This window comes from Streptomyces sp. NPDC002206, assembly GCF_053593595.1.
In genome coordinates this window covers 717889-735302 of the sequence record NZ_JBSFCW010000001.1, presented here as the reverse complement: position 1 = coordinate 735302, position 17414 = coordinate 717889, and the positions used below count along the sequence as shown (strand labels likewise).

The 17414-nt window shown below is 68.3% G+C and carries 18 protein-coding genes, 1 tRNA gene and 2 pseudogenes; 11 read left to right on the top strand and 10 right to left on the bottom strand.

The features are described 5' to 3' along the window. Nucleotides 1-20: 20 nt before the first annotated feature. From ACWCP8_RS03495 to ACWCP8_RS03465, 7 genes are all read left to right on the top strand, one after another. Nucleotides 21-1571 (top strand): complex I subunit 4 family protein, encoded by a 1551-nt coding sequence (locus ACWCP8_RS03495; protein WP_451114005.1) that lies wholly within the window; start codon nt 21-23, stop codon nt 1569-1571. Continuing rightward, the gene (locus tag ACWCP8_RS03490; protein WP_451114004.1) at nt 1568-3142 is read left to right on the top strand and encodes an NADH-quinone oxidoreductase subunit N; all 1575 of its coding nucleotides are present in this window, start codon (nt 1568-1570) and stop codon (nt 3140-3142) included. The genes ACWCP8_RS03495 and ACWCP8_RS03490 overlap by 4 nt, the downstream gene beginning before the upstream one ends. A gap of 114 nt (nt 3143-3256) precedes the next feature. Beyond that, the gene (locus ACWCP8_RS03485) at nt 3257-3718 is read left to right on the top strand and encodes a large conductance mechanosensitive channel protein MscL (RefSeq protein WP_451114003.1); all 462 of its coding nucleotides are present in this window, start codon (nt 3257-3259) and stop codon (nt 3716-3718) included. Between the two features lie 225 nt (nt 3719-3943). Continuing rightward, entirely contained in the window at nt 3944-4807 is an 864-nt protein-coding gene (gene htpX, locus ACWCP8_RS03480) for a zinc metalloprotease HtpX (protein WP_352265734.1), read from the top strand. Then, nucleotides 4804-5196 (top strand): YccF domain-containing protein, encoded by a 393-nt coding sequence (locus tag ACWCP8_RS03475; protein WP_352265732.1) that lies wholly within the window; start codon nt 4804-4806, stop codon nt 5194-5196. The genes htpX and ACWCP8_RS03475 overlap by 4 nt, the downstream gene beginning before the upstream one ends. Nucleotides 5197-5297: 101 nt before the next feature. Continuing rightward, nucleotides 5298-5642 (top strand): hypothetical protein, encoded by a 345-nt coding sequence (locus tag ACWCP8_RS03470; protein ID WP_352265730.1) that lies wholly within the window; start codon nt 5298-5300, stop codon nt 5640-5642. A 99-nt stretch (nt 5643-5741) separates the two neighbouring features. Next, nucleotides 5742-6014, top strand: coding sequence for a GlsB/YeaQ/YmgE family stress response membrane protein (locus ACWCP8_RS03465; RefSeq protein ID WP_352265728.1), 273 nt, complete (start codon nt 5742-5744; stop codon nt 6012-6014). On the opposite strand, the gene ACWCP8_RS03460 is transcribed toward ACWCP8_RS03465, so the two are convergent. The 3 genes from ACWCP8_RS03460 to ACWCP8_RS03450 all read right to left on the bottom strand — a co-directional run bounded on the left by ACWCP8_RS03460 (nt 6008) and on the right by ACWCP8_RS03450 (nt 7972). Beyond that, a complete protein-coding gene (locus tag ACWCP8_RS03460) occupies nt 6008-6688 on the bottom strand; it encodes an alpha-ketoglutarate-dependent dioxygenase AlkB family protein (protein WP_352265726.1) in 681 nt (226 codons plus the stop codon). The genes ACWCP8_RS03465 and ACWCP8_RS03460 overlap by 7 nt on opposite strands. A gap of 60 nt (nt 6689-6748) precedes the next feature. Continuing rightward, nucleotides 6749-7258, bottom strand: a complete 510-nt coding sequence (locus tag ACWCP8_RS03455; RefSeq protein WP_352265724.1) for a methylated-DNA--[protein]-cysteine S-methyltransferase — start codon at nt 7256-7258, stop codon at nt 6749-6751. Between the two features lie 225 nt (nt 7259-7483). Further along, the gene (locus ACWCP8_RS03450; RefSeq protein WP_030926258.1) at nt 7484-7972 is read right to left on the bottom strand and encodes a YajQ family cyclic di-GMP-binding protein; all 489 of its coding nucleotides are present in this window, start codon (nt 7970-7972) and stop codon (nt 7484-7486) included. A 168-nt stretch (nt 7973-8140) separates the two neighbouring features. Here ACWCP8_RS03450 and ACWCP8_RS03445 point away from each other — a divergent pair. Beyond that, nucleotides 8141-8222: transfer RNA gene (locus ACWCP8_RS03445), tRNA-Tyr, on the top strand. 289 nt (nt 8223-8511) lie between these two features. Here ACWCP8_RS03445 and ACWCP8_RS03440 read toward each other — a convergent pair. Beyond that, nucleotides 8512-9288: pseudogene (locus tag ACWCP8_RS03440) on the bottom strand (site-specific integrase); the annotation flags it as partial. On the opposite strand from ACWCP8_RS03440, the pseudogene ACWCP8_RS03435 reads away from it, so the two are divergent. Then, nucleotides 9289-9489, top strand: a pseudogene (locus tag ACWCP8_RS03435) (GNAT family N-acetyltransferase); the annotation flags it as partial. A 367-nt stretch (nt 9490-9856) separates the two neighbouring features. Here ACWCP8_RS03435 and ACWCP8_RS03430 read toward each other — a convergent pair. From ACWCP8_RS03430 to ACWCP8_RS03420, 3 genes are all read right to left on the bottom strand, one after another. Next, nucleotides 9857-10759, bottom strand: coding sequence for an NmrA family NAD(P)-binding protein (locus ACWCP8_RS03430; protein ID WP_451114002.1), 903 nt, complete (start codon nt 10757-10759; stop codon nt 9857-9859). 196 nt (nt 10760-10955) lie between these two features. Beyond that, nucleotides 10956-11270: a hypothetical protein gene (locus ACWCP8_RS03425; protein ID WP_451114001.1), complete on the bottom strand. Its 315-nt coding sequence runs from the start codon at nt 11268-11270 to the stop codon at nt 10956-10958. A gap of 8 nt (nt 11271-11278) precedes the next feature. Continuing rightward, nucleotides 11279-12856, bottom strand: coding sequence for an MFS transporter (locus tag ACWCP8_RS03420; RefSeq protein WP_451114141.1), 1578 nt, complete (start codon nt 12854-12856; stop codon nt 11279-11281). A gap of 246 nt (nt 12857-13102) precedes the next feature. Between ACWCP8_RS03420 and ACWCP8_RS03415 the strand changes: the two genes are divergently transcribed. Both ACWCP8_RS03415 and ACWCP8_RS03410 read left to right on the top strand, forming a co-directional pair. After that, nucleotides 13103-13687: a TetR family transcriptional regulator gene (locus tag ACWCP8_RS03415; protein WP_352265716.1), complete on the top strand. Its 585-nt coding sequence runs from the start codon at nt 13103-13105 to the stop codon at nt 13685-13687. A gap of 756 nt (nt 13688-14443) precedes the next feature. Then, the gene (locus ACWCP8_RS03410; protein WP_352265714.1) at nt 14444-14581 is read left to right on the top strand and encodes a hypothetical protein; all 138 of its coding nucleotides are present in this window, start codon (nt 14444-14446) and stop codon (nt 14579-14581) included. A 506-nt stretch (nt 14582-15087) separates the two neighbouring features. On the opposite strand, the gene ACWCP8_RS03405 is transcribed toward ACWCP8_RS03410, so the two are convergent. The 3 genes from ACWCP8_RS03405 to ACWCP8_RS03395 all read right to left on the bottom strand — a co-directional run bounded on the left by ACWCP8_RS03405 (nt 15088) and on the right by ACWCP8_RS03395 (nt 16482). Then, nucleotides 15088-15366, bottom strand: coding sequence for a hypothetical protein (locus tag ACWCP8_RS03405; protein WP_352265712.1), 279 nt, complete (start codon nt 15364-15366; stop codon nt 15088-15090). A gap of 189 nt (nt 15367-15555) precedes the next feature. Continuing rightward, complete coding sequence (locus ACWCP8_RS03400) at nt 15556-15732, bottom strand: hypothetical protein (protein WP_352265711.1); 177 nt, start codon at nt 15730-15732, stop codon at nt 15556-15558. A gap of 573 nt (nt 15733-16305) precedes the next feature. Continuing rightward, nucleotides 16306-16482 (bottom strand): hypothetical protein, encoded by a 177-nt coding sequence (locus ACWCP8_RS03395; protein WP_352265709.1) that lies wholly within the window; start codon nt 16480-16482, stop codon nt 16306-16308. Between the last annotated feature and the right edge of the window lie 932 nt (nt 16483-17414).

Here is a 17414-nt window from a genome sequence, read left to right as displayed (position 1 = left end):
TCGATATCAGCGAATCCGTGATGCAGTTCCTTCTCGCGTTCATCGTCGTGGGCCCGCTCATCGGCGCCGCCGCCGCCCTCCTGCCCGCCCCGCCCGGGCTGCGGGGAAAGAACCCCGACCAGGCCGTGCTACGCCACGGCGTGACCGTCAGCGGCGCGATCCTCATCGCCGCGATCGTGCTGGCCCTCGGCTTCGACCACGACCACCCGTCGAAGATGCAGGCCACCACCGACATCAGCTGGATCCCGGCGCTCGACGTCCGCATCCACCTCGGCATCGACGGCATCTCGCTCCCCCTTCTCGTGCTGACCGCGCTGCTGACCTTCCTCTGCGCGCTCTACAGCTACTTCAAAATGCCCGACGGTCCCTCCCCGAAGGCCTTCGTCGCACTTGTCCTCGTTCTTGAGTCCGGCACCCTCGCGACCTTCGCCGTCCTCGACCTGCTGCTGTTCTTCCTGGCGTTCGAGATGGTCCTCATCCCGATGTACTTCCTCATCGCCCGCTGGGGCGGCGCACAGAGGCAGGAAGCCGCCTGGAAATTCATCCTCTACACGGTGCTCGGCTCCGTGATCATGCTGCTGGGCCTCCTCCTCATCGGACTGAAGAGCGGCACCTTCGACATGGTGGCACTCGCCACTGACAACGGCCGTGGACTCACCTCGTCCGTGCAGGTCATCGCCGTACTCGCGATCGGCATCGGGCTCGCCGTGAAGACCCCGATGTGGCCGCTGCACAGCTGGTTGCCGGACGCCCACACCGCCGCCCCGACCGTCGGCTCGGTGCTCCTCGCAGGCGTCCTGCTGAAAATGGGCACGTACGGATTCGTCCGCATCCTGCTGCCCATCACCCCCGACGGAATGCACACCTTCGCGCCGTACCTCGCCGCGTTCGCAGTCGTCGGCATCGTCTACGGATCGCTCGTCTGCCTGGCGCTCGCCCGCCCCGGCTCCAAGGGCGACCTGAAGCGCCTGATCGCGTACTCCTCCGTCGGCCACATGGGCTTCGTACTCCTCGGCATCGCGACCATGACCCCCACCGGCGTCAACGGCGCGCTCTTCGCCAACATCGCCCACGGCCTCATCACCGGCCTGCTGTTCTTCCTGGTCGGCGCCGTCAAGGACCGGTACGGCACCGCCGACCTCGACACCCTCTCCGGCGCCACCGGAGCCGCCCTCTACGGCCGAGCCCCCCGCCTCGGCGGCCTCCTCGCCTTCGCCGCCGTGGCCTCACTCGGCCTGCCCGGGCTCGCCGGATTCTGGGGCGAGATGCTCACCCTGTTCGGCGCCTTCGACCCGGCCCGGGGCCTCAGCCGTCCGGCCTTCCTCACCTTCATGTCGATCGGCGCGTTCGGCACCCTGCTCACCGCCGCATACATGCTCATCGTGGTACGCCGCGTCTGCATGGGCGAGAAGCGCGAGGAACCGCACCGGATCGCAGACATCCAGACGTACGAGTTCGCCGCCTGGACCCCGCTCGCCGCCCTGACCGTCCTCGCCGGCCTGTGGCCCGCCGTCCTCCTCGGCCTCACCGACCCGGCCGTGCAGAAGCTCCTCGCAGGAGGCAAGTCGTGACCACAGCGGCCGACAGCACCACCAGCCTCGTCCAGTCCGTCGACTGGCTCGCCATCGCGCCCCCCGTCATCGTCGCGACGGTCGCCCTGATCATCCTGGTGGCCGACCTCTTCCTCCCCGAGGAACGCAAACCCCTCCTCGGCCTGGCGAGCATCGCCGGACTCGTCGCCGGCCTCGCCCTCCTCGTCCCGCTGCGCGACGGCAACCACTCCACCTTCTGCCTCACCACGGGGACCGGCACCGAAGCCTGCAGCTACACCGCAGACCACTTCGCCCTGATCATCCAGGTCCTCGTCCTCGGCGGCGCCCTGCTCACCGCGCTGCTCTCCTTCGGCGACACCCGCAGACTCCCCGCCGGCGAATTCTGGTTCCTGCTGCTGTCCTCCGCGGCAGGCGCCGCACTGCTGCCCGCCGCCCGCGACCTCGCCACCCTCGTCGTCGCCCTCGAAGTCGCATCCCTGCCCGCCTTCGCCCTCGTCGGCATCAAGCGCGACGACCGGCGCTCCTCCGAGGCGGCCCTCAAGTTCTTCCTCTCCTCCGTCGTCGCGACCGCCGTGATGCTCCTCGGCGTCAGCTTCGTGTATGCGACGACCGGCACCCTCCACCTCACGGAACTCGCCACCCGCCTTCACGACGTGCCCGACCAGCTCTCCACCCTCGCCGAGGCGGGCGTCGCCCTCACCCTCGTCGGCTTCGCCTTCAAAACCGCAGCCGCACCCTTCCACTTCTGGGTCCCCGACACCTACGTCGGCGCCCCGCTGCCGGTCGCCGCCTACCTGTCGGTCGTCGGCAAAGCCGTCGGCTTCTCCGGGCTGATCCTCGTCACCGTGATCGCGTTCCCGTCGTACGCCGACGTCTGGGGACCGGCCCTCGCCGTCGTCGCCGCCCTCACCATGACCGTCGGCAACGTCGCGGCCCTGCGCCAGACCGCCACCCGCGCCCGCAGCGCCGTACGCCTGCTCGCCTGGTCGTCCATCGCCCAGGCCGGCTACCTCCTCGTGCCGATCGCCTCCGCCGCCTACTCCAGCGACGAACAGATCGGCTCCACCGTCGCGTACGCCCTCATGTACGCCGTCGTGAACCTCGGCGCTTTCGCCGTGGTCGCCCTTGTCGCCCGCACAAAGCCGGACAATCGCCTCTCCGACTACCGAGGCCTGTACGCCACCCGCCCTCTCACCGCCCTCGCGATGGGCTTCTTCCTGCTCTGCCTGGCCGGCCTCCCGCCGGGCATCGTCGGCCTCTTCGCCAAGGTCACGGTCTTCTCCGCGGCCGTGGACGCAGGACTCGGCTGGCTCGCCGTCGTCATGGCCGTGAACGTCGTGATCGCGCTCTACTACTACCTGCAGTGGACGGCTGCGCTGTTCCGCGCCCCGGAAGAGGCCGAGCCGGCCGCCCCGGCCCCGGCCGCAGCCCTGGCCGACGGCCCGGCGGTGGCGGTCCAGACCCTGCACGCACCCGTAGCGGCACCCGTCTCGCTCACCACGGCGATCGCCCTCACCGCCGCGGTCGGCATCGTGCTCTCCGGCGCCCCGCAGCTCGTACTCCGGTTCGCCGCGGTCAACCTCTTCTGACCGCACATCCCCGCCCAAGTTTGCCCCGAGCGGACCGAACAGGGCAGGGTCATGCCCGCACAACGACACAGACGTACGACACACACACGCACACAGCGAAGAGGAGCGAGAGCAGTGCTGAACGGGTTCAAGGACTTCATCCTGCGCGGAAATGTCATCTCCATGGCGATCGGACTCGCCGTCGGAGCCGCGTTCACCGCAGTCGTCACCGGCTTCAGCACCGCATTCATCACGCCCCTGATCGGCCTCGCCACCGGCTCCGTCGGCGACTTCAGCACGGCCCAGTTCTCGGTCGAGGGCGCCATCTTCCCGTACGGAAAGTTCCTCGCCGCCGCCATCGCCTTCCTGATCACCGCCGCGGTGCTCTACTTCTGCGTCGTCGTCCCGATGACCAAGGTCCAGAACCGCTTCGCGACCAGCAAGGACCAGAAGGTCGACATCAAGGCCGCCCTGCGCGACTGCCCCCGCTGCTACACCGAGATCCCCGCCATCGCCTCCCGCTGCGCCCACTGCACCAGCGAGGTCAAGCCCGACCCCGAGGCCCTCGCGCTCGCCGAACTCCCCGCCCAGCGCTGACCGACCCGGCGCCGACCCGGCACCGCCCCCCCCGACACCCGTACGGCCCAATGCCTGCTCCGGCCCCAACAGCCGGACAAGCCGCCGGACACGGCCCGCCCTCCGGCCGTGCGCACAAGGGAACTAGCTCTCCTCGCCTGGCGTTGACCAGTACAGGAGGCTCCACTGGGGAGTGGAGCACCACCAGCAAAGGGTTCCCCTGCTGCACCACTTGGAGGGCGTACCGTGCACCGCCGGCACAACGGGCTGAGAACCGCCGTACTCCTCGGGGGCCTGTCAGCACTCATCATCGTCATCGGCAGCTTCTTCGGACGTACAGGCCTCGTCGTCGCGCTCGTCGTAGCCGTAGGCACCAACGCCTACGCCTACTGGAACAGCGACAAGCTCGCACTCAGAGCCATGCGTGCCCGCCCGGTCAGCGAGTTCGAAGCGCCACAGCTCTACCGCACCGTCCGCGAACTCTCCACCGCAGCCCGGCAGCCCATGCCACGGCTCTACATCTCCCCGACCCAGGCACCCAATGCATTCGCCACCGGACGCAACCCGCGCAACGCGGCAGTCTGCTGCACCGAGGGCATCCTCCAGATCCTGAACGAACGCGAACTGCGCGGAGTCCTCGGCCACGAGCTCAGCCACGTCTACAACCGCGACATCCTGATCTCGTCCGTCGCCGGAGCACTCGCCTCCGTCGTCATGTTCCTGGTGAACTTCGCCTGGCTGATCCCCGTGGGCCGATCGAACGACGACGAAGGCCCCGGCATCCTCGGCATGCTGCTGATCATGATCCTGGGCCCCCTCGCCGCCTCCGTCATCCAGCTCGCCGTCAGCCGCTCCCGCGAGTACGAAGCAGACGCCTCGGGCGCCCGGCTCACCGGCGACCCCCTGGCCCTCGCCAGTGCCCTGCGCAAACTGGACGCCGGAACAAAACAGCTCCCCCTGCCCCCTGAGCCGAAGATCGAGACCGCGAGCCACATGATGATCGCGAACCCGTTCCGCCCCGGCCAGGGCATGTCCAAGATGTTCTCGACACATCCGCCGATGGCGGAGCGCATCGCCCGACTAGAGCAGATGGCAGGTCATCGCCCGTGAAGACAATCCTGAACGTCATATGGCTGGTCCTGTGCGGCTTCTGGATGTTCCTCGCCTACATAGCCGCCGGCATCCTCCTCTGCATCACCATCATCGGCATCCCGTTCGGCCTGGCCGCCTTCCGCATCGGCCTCTACGCCCTCTGGCCGTTCGGCTACACAGTCGTCGACCGCCGCGACGCCGGCGCGCCCTCCTGCGTGGGCAACGTCCTCTGGCTGATCCTGGCCGGCTGGTGGCTCGCCCTCGGCCACATCACCACCGGGATCGCCCTCTGCCTCACGATCATCGGCATCCCACTGGGCGTCGCCAACTTCAAGCTGATCCCGGTCTCCCTGATGCCTTTCGGCAAGGAAATCGTGCGAACGGACCAGCCGTTCGCCGGACGGTGACGCGGGCCGGACAACCGGACAGCGAGGCGGCGCAGCCGCCGAAGACCTCCTCGTCGACCCGCCAACTGCCCACTGTCAGTGCCGTCGTCCACCATGAACCCATGAACGACACGGAGCAGTTGCTGACAGCCGTCGAGAAGACAGCGCACACCACCCCGCGACGGGAGAAGCGTCCCCTCCCCGCAGCCCGCACCACCGAAGACGTGGCCCGTGCGGCGGCGACCCCTGGTTTCTCCCCGCCGCCACTGCTCACGGTCCTCCGCAACCGCATCACCGACGGCGGCTTCGGCCCGGAACGCGAGCTGCTGCCGCTCACCGGCGGACCCGCCCTCTTCGGGCAACAGTCACTCATCGCCCTGCTGGACGGAACCGGCTGGCACGCAGAGGACGCCGACGACGACGCACCGGAACTGCAACCCTGGCCGGACTACAACGCCCGCATCTGAGCCCGCCGTGACCTGCCGCTCCTTCCGCTCAACCGGCAACCACGCAGGCCTGTGCAACGTCTTGGGTTTCACAACCAGGCGAAGGGTAGGTTCGGCAACATGAGCATCATCGGTTGGATCATTCTCGGACTGCTGGCCGGAGCCATTGCCAAGGTCCTGCTCCCCGGCCGCGACCCGGGCGGGCTGGTCGGCACCACCCTCATCGGAATCATCGGCGCCTTCATCGGCGGCTGGATATCGTCGCACTTCCTCGACCGCCCGATCTCCAACGACTTCTACGACACCACGACGTGGATCTCCGCCATCGGCGGCTCACTGGTGCTGCTCGTCATCTACCGGCTGCTCTTCGGGAACTCAAGAGAACGTCACTGACGTCCGTCCGCGCCCGGTCCGCCGAGCCCGGTCTCGCGCAGCGTCACATTGAGCCGGCCACCGCTCATACCCGTCGCAGGATCAGCCGTCCCCGGACAGACCTTCGGCACACCGTGAAACGCGAAGCGTGACGGCCCGCCGAAGACGAACAGGTCACCGGAAGCCAACTCCACATCCGTGTAAGGCCGTCCACGGTCCTCGGTATTGCCGAATCGGAAGACGCACGTATCGCCGATGCTGAGCGAGACGACCGGAGCGCCCGAGCGCTCCTCCTTGTCCTGATGCATGCCCATCCTTGCCGCACCGTCATAGAAATTGATCAGCGCAGTGTCCGGCGCATATGCCTCGGCCGAGTACTCCTCCCCGTACGCCTCGACCAGTGCCGCCCGCCCCAACTCCGCCAACCAGTCCGGGAATTCGGCCACCCGGGCGCCGTTCACATCATCTGCGGTGCGCGAATAGCGGTACGGCTGCCAGTGCCAGCCCACACAGACCGACTGTACGGACATCACCCCGCCACCCGGCAACACCGTGTGCCGCAGCGGCACCGGCCCGCGCGCCCACCCCCGGCACGCCTCGACCAGCTCGCGCTGCCGCTCCACCGGCAGCCACTCCGGCACATGCACCGCCCCCGGCGCCACAACGGTCCGTGGCCTGGGGAAGAGACCCGCCATTCAGCACACCGCCATTCGGTACTCAGCCGCTCAGCGCACACCCATGGAGCACACGGCCCCTCAGCGCACCACCAGGGCACCTTCCAGCCCCAGAAGCCGCTCCTTGCGCTCCAAACCTCCCGCGTAACCCCTCAGCGCCCCGTCCGCACCGATCACCCGATGGCACGGGCGCACGACCAGCAGAGGATTGCGTCCGATCGCCGTCCCCACGGCCCGCACGCCCGCCCCGGGCGTGCCGATCCGCTCGGCAATCTGTCCGTACGACACCGTCTCCCCGTACGGGACGGTGTCCAGTGCGCCCCAGACCCGGCGCTGGAACTCCGTGCCCTGCCCCTCGACGTACGCGATGTCGAAGTGAGTCAGCCGGCCCTCGAAGTACGCCCGCAGTTGGTCGGCGATCCCGGCGAAGGCCTCCGGCGCGTGGACCCAGCCGTCCTGGACGACCGCGGCACCCTTCTGGCCGGGCACGGAAAGCGACGCGAGCGCCACGCCGCCCGCCTCGGCAGCTACTTCCTCGCCGACCAGCAGCAGTTCGCCCAGCGGGCTGTCGACGGTCGCGTACATGGTCATGGCCGGTGCCTCTCTTCATCCGTGCAGGGCGACTCCGTGCACGGCGACGAATCACCGAGTCACCCGAATTGCCCGATTCATCATTCCGTACGGACAAGTCTGCGCCCGCCCGCCTCCAACGACCGGCGGTATTCGGACATCGCACCCGGAGGTGCGAGGCCGGCCGGCACATGCCACCCCGCCCCGACCCCGCGCCGCGCCCGGCCGGGCGGGCGGCCGAAAGACCTACCGGTAGTTCACGAACTGCACGGCGAAGTCGAAGTCCTGCCCCTTCAGCAGCGCCTGCACGGCCTGCAGGTCGTCCCGGCTCTTCGAGCTGACCCGCAGCTCGTCGCCCTGGACCTGCGCCTTGACGCCCTTCGGACCCTCGTCGCGAATGATCTTCGCCACCTTCTTGGCGTTCTCCTGGGAGATGCCTTCCTCGATCGTGGCGAAGATCTTGTACTCCTTGCCGGACAGCTGCGGCTCGCCCGCGTCCAGCGACTTCAGTGAGATGCCCCGCTTGATCAGCTTGGACTGGAAGATGTCGAGGATCGCCTTCACGCGCTCCTCGCCGTTCGCCTCCATCAGGATCTTCTCGCCGGACCAGGAGATCGAGGCGCCCGTGCCCTTGAAGTCGTAGCGCTGCGAGATCTCCTTGGCGGCCTGGTTGAGGGCGTTGTCGACCTCCTGCCGCTCGACCTTCGAGACGATGTCGAAACTGGAGTCGGCCATGACGTGTGGCTCCTTGCGTCGTATGCGGTGGGTACAGGGCAAAGCCTAGCCACCGCCGACCGCCGCGAGCACTGATCAATCAGGTGGCGGAGCACCCCCGGTCATCAGGTATCGTTTACGTCGTCGCCAAGGAGCCCCGGTCAAACGGAGTTCCAACGCGTCGTTCGAGGCGGTGTGCCCGAGTGGCCAAAGGGAGCAGACTGTAAATCTGCCGGCTCAGCCTACCCAGGTTCGAACCCTGGCGCCGCCACAGAACGGGAAACCCCCGCTGACCTGCTAACACAGCAGATCAGCGGGGGTTTCTGCATGCTCCGGACGCACCGGGGGAGGGTGCCGAAATGCGCGGCTTGTCTCACCTCGTACCACCGGTATCCCGCCTCTGATCAGGCCCTGTCCCCCACCTGTCCCGCGGGGGACAGGTGGCACCCTCACTCCGGTTCGTTCCACTCACGCATCGCCGCATCGATCCGATGGTTGGCACGCTCCTGCGTCTGTGCCAGCACCTTCGCGTACACCCGGAACAGAACGGCGATGGTGTGGAAAGCCTCCAGGTGCGCGCCGCGCGGCCCCTGCTCGCGCACACCCTTGAGCAGTGAGCGGGCCTGGCGGGGGTTGGCGACGCTGTCGGGGTCGACTTCCTCGGCAGACTTCGGCGCGACCCACTTGACGGTCGTCAGCGGATTCACGGGCGTGGTGAAGTACCGTTCTTCGACGGCGAGCCCCAGCACGTCACTGAGGCAGGCACGCTTGCGCCGTGCGGTGCGAGGCGCGGCCGGCTTTCCATCGACCTTCAGCCCCAGGGCGTCCAGTGCCACGCGGACCGTGGCTGCGTCTTCGAGGGCGGAGACCGGTACCGAGTTCTTGGCCATTCATCGCAGAGCAAGGGCAACATCCTCGGGCGGTTCCTCGTCCCACCGGTTCCGGTTGTACGCCCACCCGTACAGGGCGCGCCGCAGCAGCGCGGAGTCCGGCTTCCCGGCGGTCGACTTCACCAGAGTTGGGTTGATCGTTGCCAGGGCATCCGCGTAGTTCTTGCGGGACTTGGCCGGCGCTGTCGCCCACTTGCGGTCGATGTAGGCCCGGGTGTGCTCGTACCGGGTGATCGAGCCTTGCAGGGCCCGCAGTTCGGAGGTGGGTGGGCCCTTGTCCTCGTCGAACTGCTCGCCGTGTCGAACGGCCGTCATCAGCTCCGAACGGCGCCCGTCGGCCTGAGCCTTGAGCGCTCCCACCATGCGTCCAGGTCGGCGCGGCTCACGCGGAGCTGGCCGCACAGTACCGGGTCCAGGCGTCCGCGAGGTCTTCCGCGTAGTAGCCATGGTGCGAAGTGGCTCCGTCTTGACGCGTGGACAACGAACGAGGCGCTACAGCGGTACTACCTTCGGCAAGAGTTCGGGCACGTCCGCACCGTCCGAGAGGGTGGCGCGGTGAACGGGGGGCCACGCGTCTCCGGGTGGCTCGCACAGCGTCGAACGGCACCGGCTGATCACCGCTTCGAGGACCACACGGCTTCGTCCTGACAAGCCGGCCTCGGGAACTGTCCCGGTTCACCGCACGGTAGAACTTTCCCTACTTCATCGAGGCGGCTCGCTCCGCTTACCGCGCGGCACGGCCCCCGGCCAGGCCTGCGCTCCTGTCTCCGCCCCGCTCCAGCCCGGCCGGCGCCCGTGCCGCGCTCTCAGCAATCAGCCGCCTGATGCCAGAGAAGGGATACGTCGTGGCTGGGGCGGTCGGCTCCGTCCGGGGCGTGTTCACGGGTTCGCATAGCAGGGCACAGCAGGGGCGTCACTCGGACAGCGAATCCGAGCGGGGTCGGCGGAGTCCCAATGGGCGAGGCAAGTCAGCGAGCGCTACACATCGCGCTCTCCCCCAGCTATCGGACGCGGCTCAGCCCAGGTAGAAGTCCTTTCGGGCGGCCACGAACGCCTCGATCGACTGCGGGGGGATGCCTGTCACGCGCTCGACGCCGTCGGTCGTGCGGTCGTAACGGTTGTCCCGGTGCAGCTGGGCCATGGTGGCGACGTGCTGTTCAAGGTGCGGCGGCATCCCCAGCTTCGGGAGCTGGGCTTCCCACCTCTCCGGGGGCATGTCCACGTAGGTCACCGATCGTCCCAGCGCCCGAGAGAATTCCGCGGCCAGCTCCGTCATGTCGACCGAACGCGGTCCGGTCAGCTCGTAGACCTGCCCGATGTGCGGAGCCGGGTCGCGGAGCACGGTGGCGAGGACCCGGGCGACGTCGTCCACGGCGATCGGCGAGGTGCGTCCGGTGCCGAACGGCAGCGCGATCGTGCCGTTCTCCTGGATCGACCGCGCCGCCATCGTGGTGAACAGCGGAGTGTCGAGGAACGCCGTCGGTCGGATGTGCACCACGGGCAGGCCGGACCAGTTCAGTACCTGCTCCGCCAGCCAGTGCAGCCGCTGCTGGTGCGACTCCTCGGTGCTGGTGGCGGTCATCTGCGACACCGTCATCTGCGACAGGTCGACCAGGGCCTCCAGCTTCCCGTACTCCCTCGCGACGGAGGCCACCACGGTCGCCGCCAGCAGGTGGTCCGGCGACACGCGCATCGCGAAGTACATCCGCGTCACGCCCTGCAGCGCGGCCGCTACCGTCTCGGGCCGGGTCAGGTCGCCGATGACGACCTCCGCGCCGAGCGCCCGCAGCTCAGCTGCGCGCTCGTCCTCGCGACGGACCATGAAACGGACCGGTACATCCTGAGAACGCAATTGATCGAAGACCGTCCGGCTCACGCCGCCGGCACCGGGGATAAGAACAAGGTTGCTGGTAATCATCAGTCGATCTCCTTCGGAGTAATGGAATATCTGAGTTGAGGTGTGATCAGAGCGTCGGCGGAGCTGTCAGCAAGGCGTTGGCCCCGGCGATGTCACCGCTGATCCGGGTGGCGATTTCGCAGGGGTCTCCAGTGTTGTCGGTGGTTCTGCGATTGCCGGGCGGAGGAGGTCAGCGGCACCGAAGGCAGCACAGGCCTCACCCGCGCGGGCGCACTCCTTCGAGCAGCGTGTCGACCATCCGCTCGGACAGCCCCTCCTCCAGCGAGGAGCCCGGCCGCAGCATCGCGCCCGACAGCGTCGGCCCCACGATCAGATCGCCGAGCAGCTCCAGATCGACGTCGCCGCGGACTTCGAGGACCTGGGTCCGGCGGACCAGGATGACGGTGTCGCGGTAGAGCTGCCCCAGCTCCGGCGCGTAGGGACTGCAGCACGACGTTGCGCAGCACGGCGGACTCCCGCTTGGCCAGCCCGCACCGCCGGACGAATTCGCGAGCTGGACCAAGGTCGTCACCGTCGGGCTCAGACGGTCTGGCGCTGGGACTTATCACCGCCGGAGGCCACGGCGGCGTCCTTGCCCGGCAGGAAGACCAGCACGACGACCGCGCCGACCAGGGCGACGGCCGCCGAACCTATTGCGGTGATGTGCATGGCATGGATGAAGGCGTCGTTCGCGGGCCGCACCAGCGCCCTGCCGGCCGGTCCCAGCTTCTCGGCGACGGCCAGGGTCGCCTGGACGGATTCACCTGCGGCGTGCCGGTCGGAGGCGGGCAGTACGCCCAGGTGGCCGTCGATGCCGTTTCGGTAGGTGGTGGACAGCAGCGACCCCAGCACGGCGACCCCCATGGCCCCGCCGACCTGCCGGAAGGTGTTGTTGACCACGGATCCGGAGCCGGCCTTCTCCCGCGGCAGCGACGACATGATCATGACGGTGGCGGGAGGCATGACATGGGCCATCCCCGTGCCCATCAGGAAGAACAGCACCTCCAGCACCCAGATGGGGGTGTCCTGGCCGAGCAGCAGGAAGCCGGCGAAGGCCACGGCGGTCAGGACGAGGCCGGTGGCGCACACGGCTCGGGCACCGAAGCGGTTGACGACCAGCCGCGCTCGCGGGGCGAAGAACATCTGGGAGGCGGCCAGCGGCAACACGAGCAGACCGGACTGCAGGACGCTGTACCCCCGAACGCTCTGGTTGTAGAAGACGCTGAAGAACGTGACGCCCATGAGGGCGAAGAAGACCAGGCCGATGGCGGCGACGGACGCGGAGAACCGCCGGTTGCGGAAGTAGGTGACGTCGAGGGCCGGATGGTCGCTGCGGGCCTCGTACACCACGAAGCCGGCGAGGACCGCGAGGCCGCCGAGGATCGTCGCCAAGGATTCGGGCCGGGTGAAGTCGCCCAGCTGGCCGCCCTTGATGATGCCGTAGACCAGCAGCGCCAGACCGACGATCGACAGCAGCACACCGAACGGGTCGAGCCTGCCGGGCCTGGGGTCCTTGGAGTTGGGGACGATCGCGACCATCGCGACCATCGCGGCGACCACGATCGGCACATTGACCAGGAAGACCGAGCCCCACCAGAAGTGCTCCAGCAGAACGCCGCCGGCGATCGGGCCGGCGGCGATGGCGAAACCGACCACACCGGTCCAGATGCCGATGGCCTTGGGCTGCTCCTCGCGCTCGAAGACGTTCATGATGATCGCGAGGGTGGCGGGCAGGATGAAGGCGCCGCCGAAGCCCATCACGGCGCGGAAGGTGATGAGCTGCCCGGAGGAGTCCGACAGCGCGGACAGCACGGATCCCACGCCGAACACCAGCATGCCGAAGAGCAGCACCTTCTTGCGGCCGAGCCGGTCACCGAGCAGGCCCGCGGTGAAGAGCAGCCCGGCGAAGACCAGCGTGTAGGAGTTGACCGCCCACTCCAGCTGGCTCTGGGTGGAGCCGAGTCCGGTGGGAGCGGGCTGGGCGATGGTCTTCATCGCCACGTTGAGGATCGAGTTGTCCAGCATCACCACCAGGAGGCTGAACGCGAGCACGGTCAGGATGGCCCAGCGTCGGCGGTGGACCGCCTCGGAAACGCCTCGTCGCTGGGCAGGCGGCACGGGTGGTGTGGACGCCGCGGGCGTCGAGGACTCGGTGGGGGAGGGTGGCGATGCCACAGGGGTCTCCAGTGCTGTCGGTGGTTCTGCGATTGCCGGGCGGAGGCCGTCGACCTCAGACGGTGGGAGGCAGCGCAAGGCCCTGCTTGACCTACCGGTGACCTCATCGGCATCAAATAGATGTCACTAGGAATCTAAATGGAGGCTAGAATAGATGTCAAGCGACATCCATCTGAGGAGAGTGATTCCATGGGCCGCGTGTCCCAGGCACAAGCACAGGAGAACCGGCAGCGCGTCGTAGCCACCGCTTCCCGGATGTTCCGCGAGAAAGGCACCGCGGTCAGCGTCGCCGACCTGATGAAGGCCGCCGGGCTCACCCGTGGCGGGTTCCACAAGCAGTTCGTCTCGAAGGTGGACCTGGTCGACGAGGCCATCGCCCACGCCTTCGACGAGCAGGCGGTGACGCTCGAGGAGCACGCCGGGGAGCACGAGGCCGCCCGCCGGACGCTGATCGAGGACTACCTCTCGGTCTGGCACCGCGATCACGCCGGGGAGGGCTGCCCCGTCTCCGGATTCGCCGCCGACCTGGGGCGCGAGCCCGACGAGGCCGCCCGCGCCCGCCACGTCTACATCAAGGGGGTACGCAACCGTGCCGCTCGGCTGGCCACCGGCGCTGACGACGGCATGGCCCAGCTCTGCACCATGGTCGGTGCCCTCGCCCTCGCCCGCGCCACCCGGGGCAACCCGATCTCCGAAGAACTACTGCAGGCCGCGCGCACGGCTCTCACCGAGAGCGGCACCGGGCAGTCCGAACCACGGCAGCGCACGGAGTGACCGGGGATCGGCCGACGGCATCGGCCGGCCCGGGCTCGGCTGCACGGCCGACCGGGCCCGCAGGTCGGCTCCCGGCATTCTCCGGCAGTTCCGCCCTCCTGACGAACGAGTCGGGGTGCCCTGTGGGCCGATATGGGGCGCCACATCCAGCGACTGAAGAAGTGCCTGTCCGCGGGCACGCTGGGCACGGACTGAATCTGCCGGCCTCAGCGGATCGGCATCGTTTTCGCCACCGTTCGCGGCCGTTCAGCGCTCCTGCAGGTAGTCCCGAACTCAGCCTCCGGCGCGGCACCACGGTCTCCCGGCCACGCCGGAGAGGAGACGCGTCTCAGCTTCCCGCTCATTCAGGACCCCAAGTCTCGTGCCGTCACGCGGGCCCTCTACGAGCCGCGATGACGGCAGTCTTTGACGGCAACGCAGGCAGACCGAAGCGGACTTGATCGCATCCCGGGGTACGCACTGCACCGTGCCGTAAACGGAGAAGCCACAGGTGAGAGGGGTTGAGGGGGGTTCTGCAAAACTGCCTGCCTCAGCGAAAAATCGGCGTCGTGCCTGTCGTTCGCGTGTGCGACGTAGATGGTGGATGGGCCGCCCTGCCTGGTCCTGACCGGGCGCTGCTGCGTGTGGCTCATCTGAGCGAGCGCGGGTTGCCGACCGGGGCGAGGCCTGGCCCATGTCCGGATACCTGCCGATCGTGATCCACCCCCCGATGAGTCCGGCGGTCGCCGGGTGCGTGTCGACGGGGAGATCCTCGGCATGGCGCACAGCCTGCGGGATGTGACGGAGTTACTGCGTCGGGTCGGAATGGACGACATCGCCGAGGAAGACGTGATTCTGTCCGGGATGATCGACTGGCGTGGAGGCGGGCCGAACCTGTGGCCTGCCCCGTGGTGAGCGAGCCCCGGATACGCGAAACCGCCCCCCGTCTCAGCCGTAGCGGTGGCCGGAGACAGGGGGCGGAGTGCTCGGGGGCGAGTTCGAACCCAGCTTGAGTCCGCCCCCCTCCCGAGTGTGGGGGGCGGAGTCGCCGTCCGGCTGCGGCCGGGGTGAGGTTCGGTTCCGTGGACCGGACGACTCATCCACTCAACCAGCCCACATTCCCCTGGCTCAAACCCCACGTAGGCCATCCGGCGGTATGGCGAGGTCCGCCGTTGTCTGCGGTCCAGGCCGCCGCCGGGCATGGACGGTGAGATCAGAGACCGATGGTGGTCTCGAAGGTGTTGCGGGTGCGGCTGAGGTCGGGCAGCTCCTCGGCTGGGCGGATGACCGGGCCTACCGATCTGGCGCCACATGGCTCCGGCTCGACGCGTGGGCGAACCGGCCTGGGCGGCGCCGCAGCCATGACGTGTGGAGAGGCATCTTCTCGTCAGCGGCTGTGGGGCCGGTGTAGCTCTACAGGGTCAGGCCCAGCTGTCGGGCCAGCCGTCGCGGACGAGGAACTTGTCCTGGGGGAGTTCCAGTCCATTGAGCACTTCGGGTGTGGCCCCGACGATCGCCCGCACGTATTCGAGGTCGCCGGTGACGAGCGTCTTCTTGTTGCCCACCTCGTCGGTGACGAGGAGGAGGCCGTAGCCGTCGGGTACGGGATCGAGGCCGGCGGCCAGGCAGAAGCGGCGGTAGTTCTCCAGGTCGCCGAGGTCGGCCGGGGTGGCAAATGCGATCCCTTGGGGAGTGAGCATGTCGTCATCCTCTCGCCTCGGCGGCTGTGGGGCGGGTAGTGGCCGCCGCACTGAGTGCGATCTGTCTCGCCTCCGCACCCTGGCCCTCGCCGCCCTCGCCGACGGGATCCGGTCCTGCATCCACTGCCGGCCTGACACTCGATGGGGAGGTCCGCCTCCTCCAGCGCCTCGTCGTTTACACTTTCGCTGTCACGCATAGTGAGGCATCATGTGAGCAGGGTAACTGAAATGCTGCGTAAACCGCGGCGCCCCCTTGTGCTCGGGGCAGCGCTGATCGTCGCGCTCATCGCGGAGTCGGCTGCGATCGTCGCCCAGCAAGAGCAGATCGACGATCTGCAGGCGCAGCACATCGACCTCCAGGGACACCTCGTCGAGCCCAGTGCCTCCGGTCCGTCTGGCCCCCCTGGTCCGTCTGGCCCCCCCGGCCCGCCAGGCAAGGACGGGAAGGACGGGAAGGATGGGCGGGATGGGCGGGATGGGCGGGAGGGGCGGGATGGCCCGCCGGGCAAGGACGGGAAGGACGGTCAAGACGCTGCAGCCAAGCCATCACCGACTGAGACCCGGAGTCGCCGTGGGGAGGCTGACGACAGGGCCCTCCCGGGCAGCTCTTCCGTCATGCACTAGAAGGGGTTCAATCCTTCCATGGCTGGACGGCGACGCTCGCAGTTACAGATGGCAACATGCGACGAGCTGCAGTACCGGGTGCTGGTGAGGTAGTCGATCCTGTGGTTGGCCATGAGTCGGCGCGCTGCCCTGCGCTCGACTCGGGTGGCCGTTGTCTTGTGTCGGCGAACCGTGAGGTCGCGCTTCGCCTCAATGACGTGCTTCAGCGGCGCCGCGCAGTGATGGACGAACCCGGGGCCTGTGAGGTCACCGCGGGGAAGATACTCGACGAGGAGGTCCGCCTCCTCCAGTTCCTCGGCATTTACACTTTCGCCGTCACGCACTGTGAGGGATGATGTGAGCAGCGTAAACGAAGCGCCGTGTAGACCGTGGCGCCCCCTTGTACTCGGCGCCGTGCTGATCGTCGCGCTCGTCGCGCAGTCCGCTGCCCTCGTCGCCCACCAAATGCAGATCGATGATCTGCAGACGCAGCACATCGACCTCCAGGTGCACCGCGTCGAGCCCAGCTCCTCCGGTCCGTCCGGACCCTCCGGTCCGTCCGGACCCTCCGGTCCGTCCGGACCCTCCGGTCCGTCCGGACCCCCCGGTCCGTCCGGACCCCCCGGTCCGTCCGGACCCCCCGGTCCGTCCGGACCCCCCGGTCCGTCCGGACCCCCCGGTCCGCGCGGCCCCTCCGGCCCGCCAGGCAAGGACGGCAGACCCGGTCGAGACGGGGAAAACGGTCATAACGGTAGACATGGCCATAAGGGAAGGAACGGGAGGGACGGTCAGGACGGGTAAAACGCTGCCGCCGAGCCATCGCCGACGGAGACCGACCAGCGATCCGCTGTTCGTTGAGACCGGCCTCGAACGTGTCGGCGACGGCTTCCACTCGGTGCCGGAACTAACGCGAGGGCATTCATGCAAGTTGTCGGTGGTCTGCGCCGGAAAGGGCAAAATCAGCCTTTCCATAGCTGTGAAGAACCCCGTTCGCCGGACCCTTGATTGCGACGGTGTCACATTCCGGCAGCACCTCACGGCTCAGCGGCCCCGATCAAGATCGATGGCGACGGGATGCCGGGAGCCACGGGAATGGTGGGGTGGCGCCTGGACAAGGCTGACAAGTAAGCCGCAGCTTCACCGAGACGCGGCACTGTGCCCCGCAACCATCTGGTCGGATGCGGGGCACAGTTCGGCCGCCGAGGAACTCCGCTGGGCAGGCGTCAGGACCCGCAAGTGGGCTTCTGCTCATACCTCGCCGTACCCGGTGTCCTGGACCATTTGCCTCTCCGGCCGTTGCTCATCGGCGCTGTCGGGAGAAGGTGAAACGGCCGTGGGTGTGCCGCGCAACTGACCAGAAGCATGGAAGAGTGCGCCGCCGAACCGGTCGGTGGCGCACTCGTCCGGCTGTTTGTCAGGTGGTGTCGAGCCCGGCGAGCGCGGGA